Genomic DNA, 23,310 nt, shown 5'->3' on the forward strand with positions numbered 1-23,310 from the left:
CAGACTTGCGACATCGCGCGCGCTCTAGAAAGGCGGCATGAGGGGACAGGAGGTTCCCGCGCAAAGAAAGTCACGATGATGTTCAGGAAGATGATGCTGACGGGACTCATGGCCGCAACGCTGCTCAGCGGTGTCGCCCCTGCTTATGCCCAGAGCAATGAGAATGGTCGTGGCAATCGCGGCGATCGTGCAGAGCGTGGCGGCGGTGACCGTCAGGCCTATCAATGGCGCGGCAATGGGCAGCGCCCGATGGGCGGCGAAGGGCAGCAGGCGCAACGCTGGCAACAGCGACAGAACCGCGCGGTTGCGCAGACACCGGCGCTCCAGGCCCCCGTACAGCAGCCCCGCGCCGACCGCCCGTGGCGGAATCCCGGCAGCTCGGCGGTAGTATCCGCGCCTGATCGACAGGATGCGCGGCAGGACCGGCGTGGCGATCGCCGCAATGACTGGCAGGGTTATCGCCAGGGCCAACGCGCCGATCGCCAGGACTGGCGCAACGATCGCCGCGACGACCGGCGGGATTATCGCCAGGATCGGCGCGATGACCGGCGCTGGAACGACAATCGGGGCGTGGTGGGCAACTGGAACAATGGCCGCCGTTATGACGATCGCACCCGCTGGAGCAACCAGCAGCGCTGGAATCAGGGCTGGCGGCAGGACAGGCGCTATGACTGGAACAGCTATCGCAACCGCTACGGCAACCAGTACCGTCTGGGTCGCTACTACGCGCCGCGTGGCTGGGACTATGGCTATCGCCGTTTCTCTGTGGGTATCGTGCTGAGCAGCCTGCTCTATTCCAACAGCTATTGGCTGAATGATCCCTATGCCTATCGCCTGCCGCCCGCTTACGGTACGCTGCGCTGGATCCGCTATTATGACGATGCGCTGCTGGTCGACATTCGGGACGGCTATGTCGTCGACGTGATCCATGACTTTTTCTGGTAATCGCGCTCCCTGAAGTGGCCTTCAGGAATACTGGCCCCGGTGCGGTGACGCGCCGGGGTCTTTTCATGGCACCGGCCGCTGTGGCAAGGTGACGGAATGACAGACAGTGACGATGATGGCGGCATCGCCTCCTCCGCCCGCGCGGCGATCGGGGCGCAGGTGCAGGCCCGGCTGGAGCGCAACCCGATGGTCAGCCGGATCGAGTCGCCCCATCTCGCCATCTATGGGCGGCAGGATTTCCTCAGCCCCGAAGAATGCGCCGATCTGCGCGCCATTATCGATGCGGGCGCGCAGCCTTCGACCCTGTTTTCGGGCAGCGCGAACGCCGATTACCGGACCAGCCACAGTTGCAATCTCGATCCCTTCGATCCGCTGATCAAGGCGATCAGCGACCGTATATGCGCGCTCACCGGCCTGCCTGCGGATCACGGAGAAACATTGCAGGGACAGCGCTATACCAGCGGCCAGGAATATCGGCTGCATTGCGATTATTTTCCGGTCACCGCCAACTATTGGCCGGCGATGCGCGTCACCGGCGGGCAGCGCAGCTGGACGACCATGATCTATCTTTCCCCGGTCGAGGCGGGGGGCGAGACGCATTTTCCCCATTGCGAATTCATGGTGCCGCCGGTCGAGGGGATGATCCTGATCTGGAACAATATGGATGCTGACGGCGCGCCCAATAATTTCAGCCTGCACGCCGCCCGGCCAGTCGAACAGGGCACCAAATATGTCGTCACCAAATGGTTTCGCGAACGGCCCTGGACGCCGAGATCTGTTTGAGAATGGGCCTTCGCCCATGCGCGCGGGAAAGGGCCGGTGCGACGTCGAAATGCGCCCTGCCACGCATTGTCGAACATCCTTGGCGATACACTTTGCGACATAAATGACTGAAAACTGACCGCTTCATTTTCAGGCCGTTCAGGCGCGCTGCGCCATATCTCCCTGTGTTGGCGACAGGGAACCCGGTCCAGCCGGACAGGGTTCAGCCGCCAAGGAAATAGGAGATATGCTATGCGTAAACTGATCATCCTGGGCCTGTTGGCCGCCACGGTCGCGCCTAGTGTCGCGTCCGCACAGTCCTATGGCGAAGTGCGCCGCAGCGAACGCAATCTGCGTGAAGAAAAGCAGGAATTGCGCCAGGCCCAGCGTTATGGCGATCGCCGTGACGTGCGCGATGAACGCCGCGATGTCCGTCAGGCCCGCCAGGAGGTTCGTGAGGATTGGCGCGACTATCGCCGCTCGCACCGCGACGTATATCGCGGCGGCAACTGGCGCGCGCCGTTCCGTTACAACCAGTGGAATGTCGGCGTCCGTCTACGCCCGGCCTATTACAACTCGCGCTATTATATCGCCGACCCCTATCGCTATCGCCTGCCCCGTCCGGGCGTGAACCAGCGCTGGGTCCGCCATTATAATGATGTGCTGCTGGTCAATGTCCGCAACGGGCGCGTGATCCAGGTGCATCGCGGCTTCTTCTGGTAAGAGGCCAGCCCATAGGGAAACGGCCCCGGACAGCGATGTCCGGGGCCGTTTTCATTGCATTTCCGCCCAACTTGGCCGCGCCGCCCGTTGCCAGACAAGCGCGGCCGATGGCACGCAGAACGCACCATCAGTCCGAAAGGGGGGTGGACCGTTGCGCAAAACGCGCGCCTGCCCGAAAAGTTCCGCTTTTCCGGTAAAATCCGCCGATTCAGGCTGCCAGCGCCTGCCCAATCAGCTTACGACTGTTATCGATACCATAAAGCGCGATGAAACTGCCCATGCGCGGCCCTTGGTCCGCGCCCAACAGCGTCTGGTACAGCGCCTTGAACCAGTCCCGCAATTCGGCAAAGCCGAACGCCTCATCCTTGCCGATGGCATAGACGATATTCTGGATGTCCTCCGCTGATGCGTCGGCAGGCAAAGCAGCGAGTTCCGCGTCCAGCCTGCGCAAGGCCGCAGCCTCATTGGCGCCGGGCGCGCGGCGCTGGAGGGTGGGGGCGACGAAATCGCGATGATAGGCCAGCGCATGGCCAATCAGCGCGTCAAGATCAGGATAGGTTTCCGGCGAGGCATCCGCGACATAATTGGTGAGATAACCCCACACTTGATCGCGGCTGGCATCGCCCATGACGCCGACCAGATTGAGCAACAGGCCAAAGGTCACCGGCAACCGGCCTTCGGGCAGCTTGCCGTCATGAACATGGTGGACCGGATTACCCAATTGCTGTTCGACCGGCTGGCCCGGATAATTGCCCCGGAACTGCCAATATTCGTCCACCGCGCGCGGGATGACGCCCATGTGCAACTGCTTGGCCTTTTTGGGTTCGCGATAGGCGTAGAAGGCCAGGCTCTCTTGCGGGCCATAGGTAAGCCATTGCTCAAGGCTCAGGCCATTGCCCTTGGACTTGGAGATTTTCTCGCCCTTTTCGTCGAGGAACATCTCGTAATTGAAGCCCTCGGGCGGCCGGGCGCCAAGCGCGCGGCAAATCTTCGACGATTGCGTGACCGAATCGATCAGATCCTTGCCCGCCATTTCATAGTCGACGCCCAGCGCGTACCAGCGCATCGCCCAGTCGACCTTCCATTGCAGCTTTGCGCCGCCCGACAGGATCGACTGTTCGACCATTTCGCCTTCATCCTCGAAACGGACGATCCCGGCTTCTGCGTCGACGACTTCCACCGGCACCTGAAGGACGATACCGCTCTTGGGCGAAATGGGCAGGACCGGGGAATAGGTCGCCTGCCGTTCCTTGCGCAGTGTGGGCAGCATGATGTCCATGATCGCCTGATACCGCCGCAGCACCTGCTTGAGCGCCTCGTCAAACGCCCCGGCCCGATAGCGTTCGGTCGCGGAGACGAATTCATAGTCGAAGCCGAAGCGGTCGAGAAATTCGCGCAGCATCGCATTGTTGTGATGGGCGAAGCTTTCGAACCTTTCGAACGGATCGGGCACCTGCGTCAGCGGCTTGCCCAGATGCTGCGTCAGCATCGCCTGATTGGGCACATTGTCAGGCACCTTGCGCAGCCCGTCCATATCGTCGCTGAACGCCACCAGGCGCGTGGGAATATCCGACAGAGCGTGATAGGCGTTGCGCACCATCGTCGTGCGCAGCACTTCGTTGAACGTGCCGATATGCGGCAGGCCCGATGGTCCATAGCCGGTTTCAAACAGGATATGGCCTTTGTCCGGCGCGCCATCAGGATAGCGCTTGAGCAGCTTGCGCGCTTCTTCATAGGGCCAGGCCTTGGCCGCCAGGGCGGCGGTGCGGAATAGATCGGTCGCGGTCATGACATGCCCCTAGCTCCGGACAGGCCGAAAAGAAACGCTCTTTGCGGGCAAATCTGCGTTAAGAACCGTTCGCACATTAGAGCTTCATTAACCCTATCGAGGGATAATCAGGCTTCTGGAGGCATCATGCAGATCTTGCGCACCCGCGAACGCATCGTGGTCGACATCGCCATCGTCGTCACGACCGTACTCGACAGCCTGGAAGGCACGATCGTCGACCTGAGCGAAGGCGGCGCGCAAGTGGTCGGCTGCACCCTGCCTGCCGGTTCATCGTGCCAGATCGATCTGGATGGCCACATCACCTTTGGCACGGTGCGCTGGTCCGAAGAAGACCGCATGGGCATTCGCTTCCCCTATGAGTTGAACGAAGGTCCGCTGTACGACCAGCTGGAACTGGCCCGCGCGGCGCGGCGCACGCCCGTCGCCTTCCAGCCGCGCGCCCGCATTATGGCCGCGGCCACCGGCGGTGGCGGTTTTGGCCGCCGGACCAGCTGAAACAGGTTTTCCTTTTGTTCCCGCTCGCTTAAACGGGGCGGGTGATCGATCCAGCATCCCTGCCAGCCCTCCACGCCAGTCATGGCGGCATCTGGTTGCGCGAAGGCGGTCGGACGCAAGGGCTGGCCAAGGGGCAGGCGATCGGTCGCGCGGCAGAAACGCCGGTGCTGCTGCTCAATGCGCCGCTGACCGGCCAGCGTCTGGGCTATCCCGATCTCAACGGCCTGGACCTGCTGGAACTTTGGGCATTTCTCCACCCTGCCAGCTTCCTTGTCCCCACGCCCAAGGGGCTGGCGCAAGCGCTTGGCCTGCCGGTACCGGGCGCGGAAGCGGACATTCCCGCCTTGCTCCAGAATGCGACGCAGGCCCTGCTCGATCGGCTCGAATCGCCGGACTGGCGTGAGCGGGAAGGCGCTTGGACGTCGGCGCAGACGCTGCACCGGCTGCGCTGGCCCTGGTCGCCGCTGGTCGCGCCGCGCATCGCCAAGCCGCGTGAGGCCGAGCGCTGGCTCTTTTCCAAATTGCCCGAATGGGAGGAGGCTCAGCCCCGCCCTGCCCCGCGCACCGTGATGCTGGACGAGGCGCAGGTGCTGGACCGGCTCGACACGCTGACAGGCGCGGGGGCGGAGGCGCGTCCGGGCCAGCGCGCCTATGCCACCGCCGCGATCGGCCCGTTCCGCCCGCGCGCGCACCGCGACCAGCCCAACATGCTGCTGGCGGAAGCGGGCACCGGCATTGGCAAGACATTGGGGTATCTTGCGCCCGCCTCCCTCTGGGCGGCGCAAGCGCAGGGGACGGTGTGGGTATCCACCTATACCAAGGCACTGCAACGCCAGCTTGACCGCGAATCACTGCGGCTGTTTCCCGACGCGGCGGTCGCGGCCCGGCGGGTGGTGGTGCGCAAGGGGCGGGAAAATTATCTCTGCCTGCTCAATCTGGAAGATGCGTTGCAGGGGGGCTTTAGCGGCCGGGCCGCGATATTGGCGCAACTGGTCGCGCGCTGGGCGGCTTTCAGCAAGGATGGGGATATGGTCGGCGGCGACCTGCCCGGCTGGTTGCCCACCCTGTTCCGCCGCAACGGCTCCATCGCGCTGACCGACCGGCGCGGCGAGTGCATCTATGCCGGCTGCCCGCACTATCGCAAATGCTTCATCGAGCGGTCGGCCCGCGCGTCCGCCGATGCCGACATCGTCATCGCCAATCATGCGCTGGTGATGATCAACGCGGCGCGCGGCCGCGAAACCGGCCAGCGGCCCCAGCGGATCGTCTTTGACGAAGGCCATCATCTGTTTGACGCTGCCGATTCGACCTTTTCCGTCGCCTTGTCGGGACAGGAGGCAATCGAGCTGCGCCGCTGGATCATGGGGCCGGAGGGTGGATCGCGCGGGCGACGGCGCGGCCTGTCGGCGCGTCTGTCCGACCTCGCCAGCTATGACGTGGAGGGCGGAGAGGCGATCCGCGCCGCCGCCGATGCAGCGCTGGCCCTGCCCGCCGACGAATGGCTGAAGCGCGTCGTGGCCGATGAGCCGTTCGGACCGCTTGAAGCCCTCTTTACGGCCGTGCGCGGCACTGTCTTTGCGCGTGCCGCGGACACGGGCGAGGCGGATGCGGGCTATGGACTGGAGACCGAACTGGCCGCCCCGGATGGTCCGCTGGTGGAGGCGGCGCAGGAGGCCGCGCTGGCGCTCGATGCTTTGCTGCGCCCGTTGACGCACCTGTCGCGACGGCTGGAGGCAGTGATCGAGGATGCGCCCGACTGGCTGGACGGCGCGGCGCGGGCGCGAATCGAGGGGGCGGTGGCCTCGCTCGGCTGGCGGCGCGACCTGATCAGTGCATGGCTGGCGCTGCTGGCGCGGATCGGCGGCCCGGCCGACCCCGACTATGTCGACTGGATGACGGTCGACCGGGTCGAGGGGCGGGAATATGACATTGGCATCCACCGCCACTGGCTGGACCCCAGCAGACCGCTTGCCGAAACCGTATTGAAACCCGCGCAGGGCGTGATCGTCACCTCCGCGACGCTGAAAGGCGGAGGCGACTGGGGCGATGCGGAAAGCCGCAGCGGCGCTGTCCACCTGCCCCACGGCGCCGGACGGTTCGAGGCTGGCAGCCCGTTCGATTATGCCGCGCGCGCGCAAGTGCTGATCGTCACCGACATCAAGCGGGGCGATCTCGCCGCCTTGTCGGGCGCCTATGGCCGCCTGATCGAGGCAGCGGGCGGTGGCACGCTGGGGCTGTTCACCGCGATCCGGCGATTGCGCGCCGTCCATGCCCGCATCGCCGACCGGCTGGCGCGCGCGGGGCTGCCGCTCTATGCCCAGCATGTCGATCCGATCGACACGGGCACGCTGGTCGACATCTTCCGCGACGATCCGCGCGCTTCGCTGCTGGGCACGGACGCGCTGCGCGACGGCGTGGACGTGCCCGGCCACTCGCTGCGCCTGGTGGTGATGGAGGGGGTGCCATGGTCGAAGCCGACCGTGCTGCACGCCGCGCGGCGACTGGCCAATGGCGGCAACGCCTATGACGACCGGCTGATTCGTGCGCGGCTGGCGCAGGCGTTCGGCCGCCTGATCCGCCGGGCCGAGGACAAGGGCTGTTTCGTCATCCTGTCGGCCGCCATGCCCAGTCGCTTGCTCAGCGCCTTTCCGCCCGGCACGCCGATCCGCCGGGTGACGCTGGACGAAGCAATCATAGCGGTCAGTGTCGCTTCGCGACGCGAAACCCTTGGCGAAACTGCGTCCTTAGGGCATCAGGGACACGAATCCGGCCACAGCCATCTGGAGAGAGAATGAAGCGGCTGACCCTGTTGCGCCACGCCAAGTCCGACTGGGACGATCCGGTGGCCCGCGACTTCGACCGGCCCTTGAATCATCGGGGCGAGAAGGCGGCGCTGTTGATGGGCCAGTTTGCCGCCCAGCGGCAGATGCAGTTCGATATGCTGGTGGCGTCGCCCGCCGTGCGGGTGGTGCAGACGCTGGAGACGTTTTTCACCGGCCTTGGCGAATCGCTCGACGCGCGTTGGGACAGGCGCATCTATCTCGCCTCCTCCCCCACATTGTTCGATGTCATCCGCGACCTGCCCGAAAGCACCGACAGCGCCCTGCTGGCCGGGCATAATCCGGGGCTGGAGGAGTTGATCCTCGATCTCGTCCCCGACGATGGCGCCAACCCGCTGCGCGAGGATGTGGAGGTCAAGTTCCCGACCGCCAGCATCGCCGTGCTGGACCTCAAAGTCGACCGCTGGAGCGAGGCGCGGGAGAATATCGCCACGCTGGTCAGCTTCACCCGCCCGCGCGATCTGGACCCGGCGCTGGGTCCGGGGACGCGCTGACGGGGCTGGCGGCCATGACGCCCATAATCTGGCGCGTCGCGCGGGCCGATGATGCCGCTGCACTTTCCATCCTTGGCGGGGCGACCTTCCTGTCCAGCTTCGCCCACGACCATCCCGGCGCGGCGCTGGTCCGTCATATCCGCACCGCCCATGGCATCCCTTATTATGAGGCCGCGCTGGCCGATCCTGAGCAGACCGTCCTGATTGGCGAGACACCAGTTGGCGCGCCGGTGGGCTATGCGATGGTCACGCCGCCTGACCTGCCGATCGCGACCGATCCGGCCTGCGACCGGGAGTTGAAGCGGCTCTATCTGCTGTCGGGCTGGCAGGGTGGCGGGCATGGCGATACGATCATGGACCTGGTTGCGCAGGAAGCCCGGCGGCGCGGAGCCAGCCGCCTGCTACTGGCCGTCTATCCCCAAAATGACCGGGCGCGGCGCTTCTATGCGCGGCATGATTTTGTTGAGGTCGGATCGCTGACCTTCATGGTTGGCGACGTGCCGTTCCGCGACCTGATCTACGCGCGGCCGCTATAGCCGAATGGCGCGGGCCAGCTGGTCGCGTATGCCCTCCAGCCGCGCCAGCACATCATCGTGCGTCCTTGGCTCCGGCACATCCGGCGATACGGTCCCATTGCCATCGACCAGCATCTTCTGCGCGCCCTTCACAGTGAAGCCTTCGATGTTGAGCAGATCATGGATGCGACGGGCCAGCGCCACGTCGGCGGGACGGTAGTAGCGGCGATTGCCGGAGCGCTGGAGCGGGCGCAGTTGCGGGAAACGCGTTTCCCAATAGCGCAATATATGCTGGGGCAGGCCCAATTCATCAGCCAGTTCACTGATGGTCAGCAATGCACCCTCTGCCTTTTTCATGACAGCAATGTTGCACCCTAAGACCCATCAAGGTCAATCACGGTAAACTACGGGTTAGCGCGGAAAACATGCAACTGCACAGCATCGAGGCCCAGCGACCGAACGCCCGCCTGCAAGATGGTGACCCCTACGGGCACCAAACAGTCATGGCAAGGTATTGACTTAACGTCGGTTCTCGCGTTCGACGTGTAAGTAATACCATCATAAGTGCCAACTGTCCATTGAGCTAGCGGGGGCTTGGATGGCAATATTGTGAAATGCGATAAATTTTGACTGGAACCAAAGCACCTCCTTGGACATTTCAGCCCCGTTATAAACAAAGGAGGGAAAGATGGCTGATCCTTATCGCGATGATCGCGTAATGACCCGCAAGTCTGGCGTGAGTGTTTGGGTTTGGGTTGCATTGGCGGCAGCAGTGATTGTTGGCCTCCTCTTTGCCACCGGGTTTTGGTCTGCCGATGTCGAAGAAGGCGCGATGCCTGAGGTGTCCGTCGACGGCGGAAAACTTCCAGCGGTAGACGTAGACAGCAAGGAGATTGTTGTCGGTACCGAGAAGAAGGAAATTGACGTTCCCGTAGTCGGTGTGGAAGACAACGGCGAAAAGTAACCTCGTCCCCTAGCAAGTAGAAAGGCTCTCCATGTTCTAATGGAGAGCCTTTTGCTATATAAGTTTCATGTCGTTATTTAGGTTAGCTCGACGATGGCTCGCCGCTATAAGGCACAACAACTTACTATAGTCCATCCGATCGAAAGTAGGGCTTAATGTCGGCTACCAGAGAATAAAACCTTGAAACAGGTGCTACCGTTCGCATGGCGACCGGCGGTAAGCCCCCCCCCCAGCTGCTTTGCAAGCGAACACACCACCCGCATGCCCAAGCTTATGTTCGCGGCGGCAGGATCAAAATCATGTGGAAGATTACGACCTTCGTCGCATACGGTAAGTGAGTGTTGTTCATTTTCGACTGTATAAAACACGTCGATTTGACCTGATCCATGCTTGGCCGCATTAGTCACCAACTCGTTGACGATTAATCCGATCGGCTGAATCCACCAGTTTGGCACCTCGTCCGCTGCGCCCTCAACGTGGATCGGTCGTTCCAAAATCGTCTCTAACTCCTCACCCAGTCGCTTGAGGAAAGCGATGCACGACGTCTTTTCGGTAGCTTCTGAATAAAAGTGGCGGTGCACTTGCGCTACGGCGGCCACACGGTTGGCGGCGAGTTGTAAGTGGGGGCCTGCATCTCCAATATTGGGAGAGTGTGCTTGCATGTTTAGCAATGCCGATACGAATTGCAGGCTGTTCATTACCCGATGGTCAATCTCCTTTGCCATCAGTTCGGCCTGCGAAACCGCGTTTCGTGCAGACAATTGAAGTTCCAGTTGATCCATGACCAACGAGGCAAGATCTTTCAAATCCTCGATTTGCTCCTCGGCTATGGGGCGAGGGTGCTTGTCGATAACGCAAAGAGTGCCAAGGTTGTGGCCATCGCCCGTCTCCAATGGCACCCCTGCATAAAAACGCAGCCCAAAATCGCCCGCTACCAACGGGTTGGTTAGCGAACGCGGATCGACGCTGGCATTGGTAAGTATGTATGGGTCATGTGATAGGATTGCCGACGCGCACAGGCCGGGATCTCGACCTATCTCAGCAATGGATACCCCGTGGTGAGATTTGAACCAGATACGGTCTTCGTCGACGATACTGATGATCGAGATCGGCACTCCGAAACGTCGTGCTGCGAGCGCCGTGATACGATCGAACGCGCCGTCAGGCGGCGTGTCCAAGATGTCGTAACGTCGCACCGCCGCCATGCGTCGCTGTTCTGTATCTCCTGTATGCGATGCATCCACCATATGCCTACTATGGACAGGAAGGTCGGCGTTAACAAGTTTATATAGAATATACCGGTTTGCCGAGACGGATCGCTCTATCTCGGCGCTGATGTGGGTTAGCCATCGTGTATTGTTGACAACTACCTGTCTTAGTTTCGGCGGCTGCGATGGGGTAGGCAGTCCTGGCGCAAGTCGCTGATTATAATACACAAAGTGTGCCGGCGCCATCTCTGTACGCCAGACAGAAATTACTATTCACGGTGGAGATAGCCTACTCGGCTTCTCATTCTCAGCCATTTGCTGCAGAAATGAACGCGGCTCGACGATGGTCGGCCGAAATCCGATGTCGGCATATTACTGCTGGCACAGGCGGAGCGACAGCCTTGCATTGTGTAACGGCCTGCTGCCTGGATCGCCAATCAGCAATATATCGTCAAGCGTAGCAATGTGCCAGGCTTAGGATTCGAATGTCGGCGATCCCGTCTCTCAGACCCTGCGCCGATGGCTGCAGGTATGGCATTCCCGCCTTACTGCCCTCCGTTGGGAGCATGTACTCGTTATTGTGATGGGCAGCCTGCTGGCCACCGGCAAACGGAGCATTAGCTCTTGCGTGAATGTGAAAGGGCCGACCTCATCGTCCCGACTTTGCGACCTATCACCAGACCTCAGTTGCGCCCGTCGGAGCTCGCGAGCGCTGCCAGGCGACTGATCGGCATCGTGGTCCAACATCTCGTGCCAGATGGTTATGTTGCCATTGGTATGGACGAGAGCAACGGACAGGTGCGAGCCGCCTCAGTGGCAGATTGGACCAAGTGCGTCTCCGCCATGCAGCCGACGCCATCCTTCGTTGAGAAAGAACAACGCCATCGCATTGTGACGATAGCGCAGCGCGCTTGAATTAGAAGCGTCGCGACGATCTAACTCGCGCTGCGCCAAAGCGAACAGTTCGCCGATCGTCGCCGATGCCATCTCTGACTGCATAAGGAACATGTCTAAGACACCGTTCCAAAGACTTTGTCGACCCGGCAAAGGCCCGACTTGACATAAACGTTACCCTGATCGAGGGTCAGTTGCAATGCGGAATGCTGCTTAGATGAGCGCCATACTCGTACCGTAGAATTTTGCGTCGGTTCGGTCGCTTGAAGACCGAATTTGGGCTGTTCGCCCTCCGACCGCTGCTGTGATAGAAGCAGCCTCGAGACGCATTAGGCTGTTGGTTCCGGTTCTAACACAGGCACTTTGAGTTACGGGATGTATCGGCACAAGGGCCGAGTCTCATTACGCGCGCCTCGCCGCGAGGAAGTGGGGGCGCGGGGCGCTAAACTTACTATTCGATTCAAAGGAACGACTTTCTTCGCGAACGGTTTAGCCGCGACGCGGTACTGGCGTGTGGGTGGGGCAGGCACACCCTGCTGTAGAGGGGCAGTAAATGAGTTCAGAAATCTTGGCGCTGTTGGCGGACCCGACGCGTCGGCTAGAAGCCATTGTGAACAATACGACAATGGCGATCTTTGTCATGGACGATCGTCAGCACTGCATCTTTGCAAACCGGGCGGCAGAGCATCTTACTGGCTATAGCTTTAGCGAGCTGCAAGGGCAGCCGCTGCACGATGTCATCCACAATAAATATCCTGATGGACGCCATTATCCCCTGGAGGAATGCCCGATTGATCAGGCATTCCCTGAGCGCGCCCAGATGCAGGGGGAAGAGATTTTCGTTCACAAGGACGGTAGCTTTTTTCCGGTTGCGTTCACCGCAAGTCCGATCGGCGACGACGCTGGCGTTCCTATTGGAACGATCATCGAAGTAAGGCCGATTGCCGAAGAAATGGAACAACGAGAAACTCTCGCGCTGCTCAACCAGACGGGGCAAGCGCTCGCAGCTGAGGTCGATCTCGAGCGCATCGTCCAGATGGTCACTGACGCGGGCGTCTCGCTGACCGGCGCGCAATTCGGAGCATTCTTCTATAACGTCGTTGGCGAGGGGAGCGAGAAATATCTACTCTATACGCTCTCGGGTGCGGAACGTTCGCAGTTTGAGAATTTCGGTATGCCGCGCGCGACAGCTGTGTTCGCGCCGACCTTCACGGGCGGCGGGGTCATTCGGTCCGACGACATTCTGATCGATGAGCGATACGGTAAGAATGAGCCGCACCATGGCATGCCCAAAGGGCATTTGCCTGTCCGCAGTTATCTAGCGGTGCCGGTCCAGTCTCGATCAGGTGAGGTGATTGGCGGATTGTTCTTTGGCCATTCCAGCCCAGCAATGTTCAAGAAGCATCATGAAGAGCTTATGGTCGGGATAGCAGCGCATGCGGCGATCGGGGTTGATAATGCTCGGCTTTATGATGAACTCAAACATTTGAACGAATCCTTGGAACGCCGCGTCCAAGAAGCCGTCGCTGAGCCGGCGCAGGCTGAAGAGGCGTTGCGGCAGGCGCAGAAGATGGAAGCAGTGGGCCAATTGACGGGGGGCATCGCGCATGACTTCAATAATCTTCTTGCAGGGATTTCCGGAGGTCTCGAAGTCATCGAGCGAAGGCTGGCACAAGGACGCACTGATGGTATCGAGAAGTTCATCACCGGGGCGCAAACCTCGGCGCAACGCGCAGCGGCTCTGACTCAGCGGCTGCTCGCTTTTTCGCGCCGTCAGACGCTTGATCCTAAACCAACAGACGTCAACCGCCTGGTGTTCGGCATGGAAGACCTTATCCGGCGGACCGTGGGTCCGCAAATTGCCGTAGAAGTGGTTGGTGCGGGTGGCCTGTGGTTAGCGAAGGTTGATGCGGCGCAGTTGGAGAGCGCTCTCCTCAATCTGGCGATCAATGCGCGCGACGCTATGCCGGACGGCGGGCGATTAACAATTGAGACAGCGAACAAGTGGCTGGATAATCGGGCGGCGCGCGAGCGTGACCTGCCGCCGGGTCAGTATTTGTCGGTGTGTGTGACTGATACGGGTACAGGCATCCCTGATGACATCCGTGATCGCATTTTCGATCCCTTTTTCACGACCAAGCCTATTGGGCAGGGCACTGGCCTTGGCCTGTCGATGATCCACGGCTTTGTGCGTCAGTCGGGGGGACAGGTGCGGGTCTACTCGGAAGATGACCATGGCACTACGATGTGCGTCTACCTGCCGCGCTATTTGGGGTCTCTGGATCATGAACCGGTCCACGGTGACGTTGCGATCGAAGAGGTAGGTTCGGGAGAGACCGTCCTCGTCATTGATGATGAACCCACAGTGCGCATGCTTATCGTCGATGTGCTCGAAGAAGCAGGGTATAAGGCTCTGGAAGCAGAAGACGGTCCGTCAGGCCTTAACATCCTTCAAAGCGACGTACGTATCGACCTCTTGATAACCGATGTTGGGTTGCCGGGCGGCATGAATGGCCGTCAGGTCGCCGATGCCGCAAGAGTTCAACGGCCTGCTCTGAAGATACTCTTTGTCACAGGATTTGCCGAAAATGCAGCAGTAGGCAACGGCCATCTCGAACCAGGGATGGAGGTCATCACAAAGCCTTTCGTGATGACAGAATTAGCAAACAAGATCAGCGAGATGATAGACACGTGACAGCCCTAATTATGGAAGCTGTAGCAATTTGTTCAGTGAAATCTTTAGCCGATATTATGCGTCGAGGTGCGAAATGCGTCCGGCTCTTCGCGTCAAGTCCGGCCACTCCAACTTCCCGGAGCGGTACCGAACCTGCTGTTCAGAGGTGGCCTGGCAAAACTAAACATTGAGATAAGTGGATTTTCTACCTGACGGTGGCCAGTATGGCTGCGAGACAGGAGCAGAGATGAGCAAACGACCCGGCCGGAACCACAGTCCGGCATTTAAGGCGAAGGTGGCACTGGCTGCCGTGAAGGGCGAGAAGACGCTGGCCGAGTTGGCGCAGCAGTTTGACGTGCATCCGAACCAGATCACGACGTGGCGTAGCCAGTTGCTGGAGGGCGCAGCCGGTGTGTTTGGTTCGGACAAGGCATCGGAAACGGGCGAGCCGCCGGTTGACGTGAAGACACTACATGCCAAGATCGGTGAGTTGACGCTGGCGAATGATTTTTTGGCCGGCGCGCTCGGGAAGGCCGGTCTGTTGCCGAGCGCAAAGCGATGATCGATCGTTCGCACAGTCTGCCGCTGTCGCGGCAGGTGCGGGAACTGGGGATCAGCCGGGGCAGCGTCTATTATCTGCTCAGGCCGGTTTCGGTGGCTGATCTGGCGATCATGCGGCGCATCGACGAACTGCACCTGGAATCCGTTCGCGGGCAGTCGAATGCTGCGCGATCTGCTGCGGCAGGAAGGGATCGAGATCGGCCGCCAGCATGTGGCCACGCTGATGAAGAAGATGGCGATCGAGGCGATTTACCGTCGCCCGAACACATCGAAGCCGACGCCAGGGCACAAGGTTTACCCCTATCTGCTGCGCAAACTGCCGATCGTGCGGCCCAACCAGGTCTGGGCGACTGACATCAGCTACATCCCGATGGCGAGGGGGTTCGTCTATCTCGTGGCCATCGTGGATTGGTTCAGCCGCAAGGTCCTGGCCTGGCGTGTGTCGATCACGATGGAGGCCGACTTCTGCGTCGAGGCGCTGGAGGAAGCCCTGGCGCGCTACGGCAAGCCCGAGATTTTCAATACGGATCAAGACAGTCAATTCACCAGTCACGCCTTCACCAGCGTGCTGCACAGGGAGGAAATCGCCATCAGCATGGACGGCCGAGGCGCCTGGCGCGACAATGTGGTGGTCGAGCGCCTGTGGCGCTCGGTGAAATATGAGGAAGTTTACCTCCGCGCCTACGCCGCGGTCCGCGAAGCCCGGATATCGATCGGTCGTTATCTGAACTTTTACAACGCAAGGAGGCCGCATTCGAGCCTTGGCGCCCGGACCCCGGACCAGGCATATTTTGACAACCTGCCAATGGCGATGGCAGCATGAGTTTGGCCGCCGATATGGGGCGTCACTCCGGTCGGGCTTCGCCCTCCCTGCATGACGCCCCATATCGGCAGTTCGATGATGAAACCGGCAGATGATCCACTTATCGAATGCCGATCCGTGTTCAGACTACCCCGGCCACCTCTGTTCCTAATTCAGCCGCATTCTACCAGACACAGCTGACTATAGTTGATTTTCTAGCGCCGAAAAAGGCGTTGCTAGAGCGTCATATACTTCGGTGGCAGCGCAAGCGGCAGCAAAGAGCACTGCGGCAATGAGAATGCTGGACTGGAATGCCGACGACCAGCGACGGCTTTTCTCCAATTGTCGCGCTATGTCAGCATCCTGGTTTATTCGATTCTGGGCGCGGCGGTCGAACGTCGCGCCAAGGCCGTTCACAATCTCCGGACGGCGCGCAAGGCGGGGTTCGTTAGTGATTGCAGCTATGTCGATCGTCCCCTGTGCCCGAATGCCAAAGAACCGATCCTTTTTCCAAACTACCCGCCCCACAACAGTTTGTCGGCCTCGCCAGATTTCAACATAGGCACCGCGGTCCGGCGGATTGTTGCATGCAATAAGCGCGCCATGGGCCGAAAGGTTATGAATGACCACGTCCGTCCATGAGGGTGCCGCGCGCATCCGGGCTGGAATCAGTACAGGATATCGCGTCTCGCGCTGCTTGTATCCGATCTGTAGGGACTTAAGCACTGGATCGCTCCCCTCATACGATAGACATGTAGTACGTCGATGGATCCGAAAATCACCTCATGATCATTCCGACGCGGCGAGATTCTGCGCGCGACCAGCAGGACCATAATCTTGATTGTTACTGGCGAATTTCCCGACGCTCACGGGGGTGAGCGCCGGGAGGATCGAAGTGCATTCGGCGGGTGGGGACGTTACGCCAACTTGCCAGTGCCTATTTACGTGAATGGTTTTAAAGCGCGGTAAGCGCCCCTTACCGTATTTCCCGCAGTCACTCTCGTGGTCAATTGCCACCATCAGTTGTATTAAGCGGCGACCGCGCAGCTCACCAGCTTGCTGCTGCCAATGGTCCTGTTGCGTCCGCCGTGCTTGGCTTTGAACAAAGCGGCGTCCGTTACGCCAATCCAATGATCAAGCGACTGCCCTGGGGCGATTTCGGATACGCCAAAGCTCGCAGTAATTTTCAGATGAGGTGCCCAGTCGAACGCCAAACGCGAAAATTGGTTGCGGAGACGCTCAGCCACTAGGACGGCGTCCTTGAAACTCGTTTCATTAAGTAAGACGCCAAATTCTTCGCCTCCCAGCCGTCCGAGGATATCGGCGGGCCTGATTGTTGTCCGACAACAATTCGCGATAGCGATGAGGACCTCATCACCTGCCGGGTGGCCATAACCACCGTTGATTTTCTTAAAATGATCTAGATCAAATAGAATGAGGGCGCATGGCCAGCTGTCTTGTTCGAGTCGGGATATGGCTTTTTCAACAGCCTCGATAAAAGAACGCCGCGTAACTGCGTCTATGAGGGAGTCACGATGAGCAAGTGTGCGAAGCTCTAATTCATTGATAATAAGTTCGGCAAACTTATCAAGAATGCTGATTTGTCCCTCACTGAAGTTTCGAGGCTGCACATCGATAACGCAGAGCGAGCCCAGATTATAACCATCGGGCGATTGCAGCGGCACGCCTGCATAACTTCTGATACGTGGATTACCTGTCACAAGGGGGTTCGAGGCGAACCGCGGGTCGAGCTCTGCGTCAACCATTGGAGTACGCTTCAAAATCGTATGTGCACAGAACGCGACACTCCTGGACGTCTCAGTGGCGTCCAGACCCTGGATGGACTTGAACCACTGGCGTTCCCCATCGACCAGGGATACGGCGCATATTGGCACATCGAGAATGTCGCGTACCAAGCCTGTGATCTTGTCGAACGCCGTTTCGCTTGCGGTATCGAGAATTTGATATCGCCCAAGAGCCGAAAGTCTGCCTTCTTCATCGGGAAGTTGACGATGTTTCAAGGCCTTTGCTCCTGCTCCAATAGTTGACCCCGCACGAGCATATCCGCAAAATCCTAAAAAAGTTCATCTTCGCGGGAGTCCCGCTGGCAATAGTATTTAAGCTAATCAGACCTTCGTGGTGCGGAGTGCAACGTTTGCTGCGCGTAGAATTCAATCATAACATCGATGAGGTCGGACATACCCCGACTTGACCCGCGAAGAGCCTCCGACACGGGCCGGGCGATCAAGCGCTGAACGAACAAGGAGGGCCCGGCATAGCCAAGCCCCCAATCGGCAAACCGGCGGCTTGCCACCTCGCCCTGTTGAAGGATGGTAACATCAGTATGGCGGGTGTCGCGCAGAATGCTGCGCATGATGTCCTCCACAGCAGATTGCTCTCCTTCCAGTATCTGAGCAAATCTTCCCGCGCCGAAAATCAGGCAGCCCGTCACATGGGCCTGTTCATTACGCGATCGACCAGCGCTCACGATCGCTTCGACCTCGGCATCGGCTTCGCTAGGCGGTAGGGTGCTGCGGCTCGCATATAATAAACTGTACATATGCATTTCGCCTCTATGACACGCGGCGCGGCAGTGCCTGTGGTTGGCTGCCAGCCATTATATGTTGACGAGAAAGGTGAGGCACCACCGCGCTCGGAACTGCCCGGCTGAATAAAAAGCCTTGGCCGGTGTGGCATCCCATATCGCGCAATAGAGTAGCCTGTTGCATAGCTTCTATGCCCTCGGCCACCACTTCGATGGCAAGGTTATGCCCAAGGCCTATCATCGCGCTTACGATCGCGCGGTCTTCCGAACTGTCCGGCAAATTATTGACAAAGCTTCGATCGATTTTGAGAACATCGACCGGATACACTTTGAGGTGCGAAAGCGACGCAAAGCCTGTGCCAAAGTCATCTAGAGATATACGTACGCCCGCCGTATGGAGTTCCCGCAGGGCTTCTCCAACATCCGCCGCTCCAAGCCCGAGAAACACGCCCTCGGTGACTTCAAGCTCGAGGAGGTGAGTTGGAATATCGACCTCATAAAGTTTCTTCAAAAATTTGCCCGCGAAGTCCGGATCGCGGAAGTCAGCTGCCGACGCGTTTATCGCCACGGGCAGGGCCGATCCCGCCCGCCTCCAGGCTGCGATATCAGTCAAAACTTTATTCTGCATCGTCTCACTGATGCATGTGGCAAGCTCGGGATCGTCGAAGGCGGCCAGAATGCTGGCGGGTAGTTCAACTGCTGCCCCAGGCTTCTGCCATCGCAGCAGCGCTTCCAGGCCCACGACGCACCCAGACTGCAAATCCACTTTTGGCTGGTAAAAAGGCTTTATCCAGTCGCTGGCGATCGTAACTTTGGCCACTTCCATCATAGATAAGTGGCGTTGGAGCTGCTGGCGCATACTACCGTTGAAAAGGACAGTTTTGCCTGGGCCTGCTCTCCTGGCATGTTCCAGAGCCGTGCGCGCGTTGCGAAGCAGCTCCTGGTCCGCTTCACCATCGAGCGGGAATGTCGCTACCCCCGCGCTTACGGAAAAGCCTGCAGTATCTGTGCTGTTGAGGATCCGATCAGCGCATTGTTGAATCAAGCGCTCAATCATGGTGACAATCTTATCGGTTTCTACCTGACCATCGACAATGAGGGCGAACTCATCGCCTCCCACTCTGGCAACAAATGCATGGTCATTTGCTGCTTGTGCCATACAGTTTGCAAATTCAGTGAGCATGGCGTCGCAAGCCTTGTGCCCGAGGCGGCTGTTTAATAGTTTGAATCGGTCTATATCTAAAACCGCCAGTGCAAATTGGCCGCTGTCGGCGACACGTCGCAATGTCCTCCTATGGAGTTCCTGTTGAAGCCCCATCCTGTTGGGTAAGCCCGTGAGGGCGTCGCGCAAATCTCCTCGGCGGAGATGGCTTGGACCGGCACCTGGAGATTGCGCTTCCCGTGCCATGGCGATGATATTCGAGCTTCCGGGCGTAAAGCCACGTATTTGCGTGAGAGTGACATCCCATTCCAGCAGCGCTTGGTCACTTGCTATTGTCGTTGCTGTGAACCGGGCACGTCCTTGGGCCAAAGCTTGATCGAACGCCGCCAACGCGTTCGCGCGGTGTTCCGTTGCCCAGACCTGCCCCCACCGGCATCCGCTTTCCGCGTCCAGTAGCGCATCGAACTGCGTCAGTGCGCTTGCATTTGCCCAAACTACGCCGCCCTGTGCGTTGACCAGTAGTATAGGGTCGGCAGTCTGCTGGACAAACGCGTTGGCCACCCCCTCCATTTCAGTGGGAAAAGGCAAAGTGGTCGCAAGGCTTGTGAGACCGTGAGGAGGAGATAGCGGGACCGCAGGTGTATTTACGAAAGACACATGCTTCATCTGCTTACTCCCTCAAACCGAATAAGCCGAGTCCAGACAACTTATGCTCAGCCGAGGTGGCAGCTGGCACCACAAAACGCTTATAATCCTCGCTCTGGTGCAAATGGCTCGCTCCTTTTGTCGCAGGTCTTCCTCGGCAATGCTTATGAATTTATGTATGGTCATTCCAGTAGGTGATGACAATCCGTGGTAAATACGCGCAGCATGTTCACGAAGGCGTAACCTCTGCCCACGAGCTACTTCCGCGCATCGGTTATTGAATCGTTAACGGCGGCGCCGGTAATCATCCGATCTATCGCTCAACGAGATCACGGCCCACTTTGGCTCCCGAGAGGAGCTAAATATCATGATCCATAGCAAACCAGCGCTGGTATGGGACGGAGGAACGGGCGGTCGACGCTTGTGTGACTGGGAAGAACGTCGGTCTGGTCGAACGCCTGCGTCATTACACATGGTCATGGTCCAGTCCGAACATCATGAAGGATTGGCCCGACTGCAAAATATCTCTGACGACGGGATGATGCTGCGCCATAGGCTCCCCATCTGTCTTGAGGATGTGATCACGATGCAGATCGCCAACGCTGATAGCGTTGAAGGGACTGTAGTCTGGACAAGCAGGGATGCCTGTGGTGTGCGCCTCTCCCTGCCAATCGAGAAGGGTGGGCTGCCCCCGCAATGGGCCAAGGGAAGCTGCGGGGGTGTCATAAAGCGCGTTGGGGGGACGACGGCGGATGCGGATGCCGTCCAAGGGGAAGGCAAAATTCCTCTGGTCGAAATGGGAGCTTTTGATCCTGATGCCGGAAATGCCCATACCCCCGGTTTTGTAGAAGGTCTGCCGGTGAAAGTCGTCCTTGGCGAAGGACTTGAGCGGCGGGGTGTGTTGCGGTGGTCCAAGTCAGGGGTAGCCAGCATTCACCTCACGAGCGATGACAACTGAGTCAACTTCAAACCGTTGAAGCAAAGACAAATATATTTTGATGAGCCTGCGGAATTGAGGATCTGATCAAGGCTGAAGCGGCTTGACTTGCGCCATAAGTGCGATGCCGACGAGCTCAGCGAAAGTATGCACGCCCAAACGGTTCATCAGGTTGGAGCGGTGCATCTCAACCGTGCGCACGCTGATGTTCAACCGTATCGCTACTTCCTTGTTGGAGAGACCGGCGACAAGGCCTTGTAGGAGTTCTTTCTCCCGCGCCGTAAGCTTCGTCACGCTGGCTTGCGCCTTCATCCGCTCGACTTGCGCTTCCAACCGTGCTGGCAGGTTTGCGAACAATGCCTCCAGCATCTCCAGAAGAGCCGCGTCGGTGAAGGGCTTCTCGATGAAATCATCCGCGCCTTGCTTCATAGCCCTAACGGCAGTTGGTATGTCGCCATGACCTGTCATGATAACGGCCGGAAAGAGCAGGCTTGTTCGCCCGAGTTCTTCAAGAACCGCAATGCCATCCATGTCCGGCATCCGCACGTCTAGCAGCACGCAGCCTGTCGAAAGGCTGCCGATCTCATCGAGGAAGTCCCTTCCCGACATAAACGCGCGAGTTACAAATCCGGCCGTGGTGAGAGTAAAGGATAATGAACGTCGAACCATGCTGTCGTCGTCCACTATGTAGACCCGTCGAACCGCTTCAGGGTTCTGTGTTGCCGTGGCAGGAGCGGGAGTAGCTGATGCTGTACGCACGACGACAGATTTGTCTTCGATCACTGCCTCAACCATGAGAAACTCCATTCGGGATCGAGAAGCAGAACTGCGTACCTGAAGCACCGCTCTTTTCCAGCCAGATGCGGCCACGATGCGCCTCGACGATGGTACGCGAAATCGATAGGCCAAGCCCCATCCCGGCACTCTTCGACGTGTCTGTCCAGGTAAAGATGTTCTGCGCCGCCTCAAGCGAAAGTCCTTCGCCGGTATCGGTAACGCTCACGACTACCATATCGTCTTTCGATGACGCACTGATAACGACACAGGGCTTAACCGAGTCGCGTGCCGCTTCGCAGCCGTTGCGAAGCAGGTTGATGATGACTTGCTGAATTTGAATACGATCACCAAAGAGGGATAATCCTGCTGCGGTTTGATCATCAATCGGCACATCGGGGCAGCCTCCCGCACGGACCAGGCGGACGCATTCGGCGATTGCGGCCCCTAAGTCGAACGACATTTTGGTCGTTTCGCCTCGGCGGGTTAATTCTCTGACATTGCGAATTATCTCGCCAGCGCGCTGCGCTGCCTCCTGCGTCGCTTCCAACGCGCCTATGAGCGCCTCGGCGTTTCGGGAATCCGGGTCCACCAAACGAATACCGCCCGCGACATAGTTGGAGATCGCGGTCAGAGGTTGGTTAAGTTCATGCGCTAATGTAGCAGCCATCATGCCCATGGCGTTGACACGAGAAAGATGAGCTACCTCATCCTGCAGCAGCGATAATTTTTCCGCGGCCTCGCGCTCTGCAGTAACGTCATACCCTTCACAAAATACACCGGTAATCGCGCCGCGCTCGTCGCGTATCGGCTGATAGATGAAGTTGAGGAAATGAACTTTCAAGCAGCTATCGCCCATCAAGCGCATAGGCATGTTGCGGGCAATGAATGGCTCTCCTGTCGCGAACACCTTGTCCAATAGTTCGACGATCCCCTGATCCGCAAGCTCGGGCAGGGCCTCGGCGACGGTATATCCGACGAGCTCATCGCGCCCGACCAGATGCCTGTATGATTCATTGGCAAAGGTGAATCGGTGATCCTTGCCTTCCGACGTCGCTATGAACCCAGGCGCTTGCTCATAGATTTTGTCGAACAGACCACGCTGCCGAAGAAGTCTGTCAATGCGTCCGCTCACCTCGACGAATGACCAAAAGTGCTGAATAATAGCGCCTTGGTTGCCTCGAACCGGACTGAGGAAGACAGTCGCGAGATATTCGTTTCCATCTGCGCAGTGGCACTTTGCTTCCCAAGTTCCGTCCGTTCCTGAATTAAGCGCGTGCTTGATTGACGAAAGGGTATTATGATCAGCTAGCTGCTGCAGAACAAATCCGATGCCTTTTCCTAAAAGCGTGGCCCGATCAAATCCGGTGAGCGCAAGAAAACTGTCGTTGGCAAAGACAATCGGATGCCCTTCGATGAGCGCATCTGTGAAAATCATTGCCATCCGGGTCGTTTCCGCCGCGACGACAAACGGTCCGAGCGTTTGACGGAAGTAGTCTACCCGCAAATTAGCAGCGGCCTGTTCCCCCGGAGATCCCTTCCTCTTGTCCATTTGATGCATCCCTCGTGGGCGTTTTGTTA

Annotated in this window: 20 protein-coding genes and 1 pseudogene; 11 read left to right on the top strand and 10 right to left on the bottom strand. The window is 59.1% G+C overall.

The window, feature by feature from the left end:
• Positions 1–75 precede the first annotated feature (75 nt).
• The 3 genes from IWY39_RS07375 to IWY39_RS07385 all read left to right on the top strand — a co-directional run bounded on the left by IWY39_RS07375 (position 76) and on the right by IWY39_RS07385 (position 2,430).
• Complete coding sequence (locus tag IWY39_RS07375) at positions 76–945, top strand: RcnB family protein (RefSeq protein ID WP_107124254.1); 870 nt, start codon at positions 76–78, stop codon at positions 943–945.
• A gap of 96 nt (positions 946–1,041) precedes the next feature.
• Positions 1,042–1,728 carry a prolyl hydroxylase family protein gene (locus IWY39_RS07380; protein WP_107124255.1) on the top strand — a complete coding sequence of 229 codons (687 nt, stop codon included), beginning with the start codon at positions 1,042–1,044 and terminating at the stop codon, positions 1,726–1,728.
• 231 nt (positions 1,729–1,959) lie between these two features.
• A complete protein-coding gene (locus IWY39_RS07385; RefSeq protein WP_017181501.1) occupies positions 1,960–2,430 on the top strand; it encodes an RcnB family protein in 471 nt (156 codons plus the stop codon).
• Positions 2,431–2,638: 208 nt separating this feature from the next.
• On the opposite strand, the gene IWY39_RS07390 is transcribed toward IWY39_RS07385, so the two are convergent.
• Positions 2,639–4,219, bottom strand: coding sequence for a lysine--tRNA ligase (locus IWY39_RS07390; RefSeq protein WP_107124256.1), 1,581 nt, complete (start codon positions 4,217–4,219; stop codon positions 2,639–2,641).
• 126 nt (positions 4,220–4,345) lie between these two features.
• Here IWY39_RS07390 and IWY39_RS07395 point away from each other — a divergent pair, with 126 nt between their 5' ends.
• Genes IWY39_RS07395 through IWY39_RS07410 form a run of 4 tightly spaced genes read left to right on the top strand, consistent with a single transcriptional unit; the run spans position 4,346 to position 8,584 of the window.
• Positions 4,346–4,714, top strand: coding sequence for a PilZ domain-containing protein (locus tag IWY39_RS07395; protein ID WP_017181503.1), 369 nt, complete (start codon positions 4,346–4,348; stop codon positions 4,712–4,714).
• 41 nt (positions 4,715–4,755) lie between these two features.
• On the top strand, positions 4,756–7,509 hold the full coding sequence (locus tag IWY39_RS07400) for an ATP-dependent DNA helicase (RefSeq protein ID WP_107124257.1): 2,754 nt from the start codon (positions 4,756–4,758) through the stop codon (positions 7,507–7,509).
• Positions 7,506–8,048, top strand: coding sequence for a SixA phosphatase family protein (locus tag IWY39_RS07405; RefSeq protein ID WP_107124258.1), 543 nt, complete (start codon positions 7,506–7,508; stop codon positions 8,046–8,048). Before IWY39_RS07400 ends, IWY39_RS07405 begins: the two co-directional genes overlap by 4 nt.
• A gap of 14 nt (positions 8,049–8,062) precedes the next feature.
• A complete protein-coding gene (locus IWY39_RS07410) occupies positions 8,063–8,584 on the top strand; it encodes a GNAT family N-acetyltransferase (RefSeq protein WP_107124259.1) in 522 nt (173 codons plus the stop codon).
• Here IWY39_RS07410 and IWY39_RS07415 read toward each other — a convergent pair.
• Positions 8,579–8,920 carry a MerR family transcriptional regulator gene (locus tag IWY39_RS07415; protein ID WP_107124260.1) on the bottom strand — a complete coding sequence of 114 codons (342 nt, stop codon included), beginning with the start codon at positions 8,918–8,920 and terminating at the stop codon, positions 8,579–8,581. The genes IWY39_RS07410 and IWY39_RS07415 overlap by 6 nt on opposite strands.
• 331 nt (positions 8,921–9,251) lie before the next feature.
• On the opposite strand from IWY39_RS07415, the gene IWY39_RS07420 reads away from it, so the two are divergent.
• On the top strand, positions 9,252–9,527 hold the full coding sequence (locus IWY39_RS07420; protein ID WP_107124261.1) for a hypothetical protein: 276 nt from the start codon (positions 9,252–9,254) through the stop codon (positions 9,525–9,527).
• A gap of 152 nt (positions 9,528–9,679) precedes the next feature.
• Here the strand turns inward: IWY39_RS07420 and IWY39_RS07425 are convergent, their stop codons facing one another.
• Together IWY39_RS07425 and IWY39_RS07430 are read right to left on the bottom strand one after the other, a co-directional pair.
• Positions 9,680–10,774, bottom strand: a complete 1,095-nt coding sequence (locus tag IWY39_RS07425; RefSeq protein ID WP_196871414.1) for a sensor histidine kinase — start codon at positions 10,772–10,774, stop codon at positions 9,680–9,682.
• 771 nt (positions 10,775–11,545) lie between these two features.
• On the bottom strand, positions 11,546–11,734 hold the full coding sequence (locus tag IWY39_RS07430; protein ID WP_196871415.1) for a hypothetical protein: 189 nt from the start codon (positions 11,732–11,734) through the stop codon (positions 11,546–11,548).
• A 448-nt stretch (positions 11,735–12,182) separates the two neighbouring features.
• Here IWY39_RS07430 and IWY39_RS07435 point away from each other — a divergent pair, with 448 nt between their 5' ends.
• Both IWY39_RS07435 and IWY39_RS07440 read left to right on the top strand, forming a co-directional pair.
• A complete protein-coding gene (locus IWY39_RS07435) occupies positions 12,183–14,324 on the top strand; it encodes an ATP-binding protein (RefSeq protein ID WP_196871416.1) in 2,142 nt (713 codons plus the stop codon).
• A 226-nt stretch (positions 14,325–14,550) separates the two neighbouring features.
• Positions 14,551–15,687 (top strand): annotated as a pseudogene (locus tag IWY39_RS07440) (IS3 family transposase).
• 180 nt (positions 15,688–15,867) lie between these two features.
• On the opposite strand, the gene IWY39_RS07445 reads toward IWY39_RS07440, so the two are convergent.
• The 4 genes from IWY39_RS07445 to IWY39_RS07460 form a co-directional block, all read right to left on the bottom strand.
• Positions 15,868–16,392 (bottom strand): PilZ domain-containing protein, encoded by a 525-nt coding sequence (locus IWY39_RS07445; protein WP_107124265.1) that lies wholly within the window; start codon positions 16,390–16,392, stop codon positions 15,868–15,870.
• 302 nt (positions 16,393–16,694) lie between these two features.
• A complete protein-coding gene (locus IWY39_RS07450) occupies positions 16,695–17,687 on the bottom strand; it encodes a sensor domain-containing diguanylate cyclase (RefSeq protein ID WP_107124266.1) in 993 nt (330 codons plus the stop codon).
• A gap of 101 nt (positions 17,688–17,788) precedes the next feature.
• A complete protein-coding gene (locus tag IWY39_RS07455; protein ID WP_181316675.1) occupies positions 17,789–18,226 on the bottom strand; it encodes a BLUF domain-containing protein in 438 nt (145 codons plus the stop codon).
• Between the two features lie 13 nt (positions 18,227–18,239).
• Positions 18,240–20,039: a putative bifunctional diguanylate cyclase/phosphodiesterase gene (locus tag IWY39_RS07460; protein ID WP_107124268.1), complete on the bottom strand. Its 1,800-nt coding sequence runs from the start codon at positions 20,037–20,039 to the stop codon at positions 18,240–18,242.
• 346 nt (positions 20,040–20,385) lie between these two features.
• Between IWY39_RS07460 and IWY39_RS07465 the strand changes: the two genes are divergently transcribed.
• Positions 20,386–20,976: a PilZ domain-containing protein gene (locus tag IWY39_RS07465; protein WP_196871417.1), complete on the top strand. Its 591-nt coding sequence runs from the start codon at positions 20,386–20,388 to the stop codon at positions 20,974–20,976.
• Between the two features lie 66 nt (positions 20,977–21,042).
• Here the strand turns inward: IWY39_RS07465 and IWY39_RS07470 are convergent, their stop codons facing one another.
• Together IWY39_RS07470 and IWY39_RS07475 are read right to left on the bottom strand one after the other, a co-directional pair.
• A complete protein-coding gene (locus tag IWY39_RS07470) occupies positions 21,043–21,750 on the bottom strand; it encodes a response regulator transcription factor (protein WP_107124270.1) in 708 nt (235 codons plus the stop codon).
• Positions 21,743–23,281, bottom strand: a complete 1,539-nt coding sequence (locus IWY39_RS07475; protein ID WP_181316677.1) for a PAS domain-containing sensor histidine kinase — start codon at positions 23,279–23,281, stop codon at positions 21,743–21,745. Before IWY39_RS07475 ends, IWY39_RS07470 begins: the two co-directional genes overlap by 8 nt.
• Between the last annotated feature and the right edge of the window lie 29 nt (positions 23,282–23,310).

It is taken from the genome of Sphingobium sp. JAI105 (assembly GCF_015752145.1).
GTDB classification, from domain to species: Bacteria; Pseudomonadota; Alphaproteobacteria; order Sphingomonadales; family Sphingomonadaceae; genus Sphingobium; species Sphingobium xenophagum.

Bases quoted from the DNA above. Each gene is read 5' to 3' on its own strand.
- IWY39_RS07375 (WP_107124254.1), top strand. From the start codon at position 76: ATGATGTTCAGGAAGATGATGCTGACGGGACTCATGGCCGCAACGCTG.
- IWY39_RS07380 (WP_107124255.1), top strand. From the start codon at position 1,042: ATGACAGACAGTGACGATGATGGCGGCATCGCCTCCTCCGCCCGCGCG.
- IWY39_RS07385 (WP_017181501.1), top strand. From the start codon at position 1,960: ATGCGTAAACTGATCATCCTGGGCCTGTTGGCCGCCACGGTCGCGCCT.
- IWY39_RS07390 (WP_107124256.1), bottom strand. From the start codon at position 4,219: ATGACCGCGACCGATCTATTCCGCACCGCCGCCCTGGCGGCCAAGGCC.
- IWY39_RS07395 (WP_017181503.1), top strand. From the start codon at position 4,346: ATGCAGATCTTGCGCACCCGCGAACGCATCGTGGTCGACATCGCCATC.
- IWY39_RS07405 (WP_107124258.1), top strand. From the start codon at position 7,506: ATGAAGCGGCTGACCCTGTTGCGCCACGCCAAGTCCGACTGGGACGAT.
- IWY39_RS07410 (WP_107124259.1), top strand. From the start codon at position 8,063: ATGACGCCCATAATCTGGCGCGTCGCGCGGGCCGATGATGCCGCTGCA.
- IWY39_RS07415 (WP_107124260.1), bottom strand. From the start codon at position 8,920: ATGAAAAAGGCAGAGGGTGCATTGCTGACCATCAGTGAACTGGCTGAT.
- IWY39_RS07420 (WP_107124261.1), top strand. From the start codon at position 9,252: ATGGCTGATCCTTATCGCGATGATCGCGTAATGACCCGCAAGTCTGGC.
- IWY39_RS07425 (WP_196871414.1), bottom strand. From the start codon at position 10,774: ATGGTGGATGCATCGCATACAGGAGATACAGAACAGCGACGCATGGCG.
- IWY39_RS07430 (WP_196871415.1), bottom strand. From the start codon at position 11,734: ATGCAGTCAGAGATGGCATCGGCGACGATCGGCGAACTGTTCGCTTTG.
- IWY39_RS07435 (WP_196871416.1), top strand. From the start codon at position 12,183: ATGAGTTCAGAAATCTTGGCGCTGTTGGCGGACCCGACGCGTCGGCTA.
- IWY39_RS07455 (WP_181316675.1), bottom strand. From the start codon at position 18,226: ATGTACAGTTTATTATATGCGAGCCGCAGCACCCTACCGCCTAGCGAA.
- IWY39_RS07460 (WP_107124268.1), bottom strand. From the start codon at position 20,039: ATGAAGCATGTGTCTTTCGTAAATACACCTGCGGTCCCGCTATCTCCT.
- IWY39_RS07465 (WP_196871417.1), top strand. From the start codon at position 20,386: ATGATCCATAGCAAACCAGCGCTGGTATGGGACGGAGGAACGGGCGGT.
- IWY39_RS07470 (WP_107124270.1), bottom strand. From the start codon at position 21,750: ATGGTTGAGGCAGTGATCGAAGACAAATCTGTCGTCGTGCGTACAGCA.
- IWY39_RS07475 (WP_181316677.1), bottom strand. From the start codon at position 23,281: ATGGACAAGAGGAAGGGATCTCCGGGGGAACAGGCCGCTGCTAATTTG.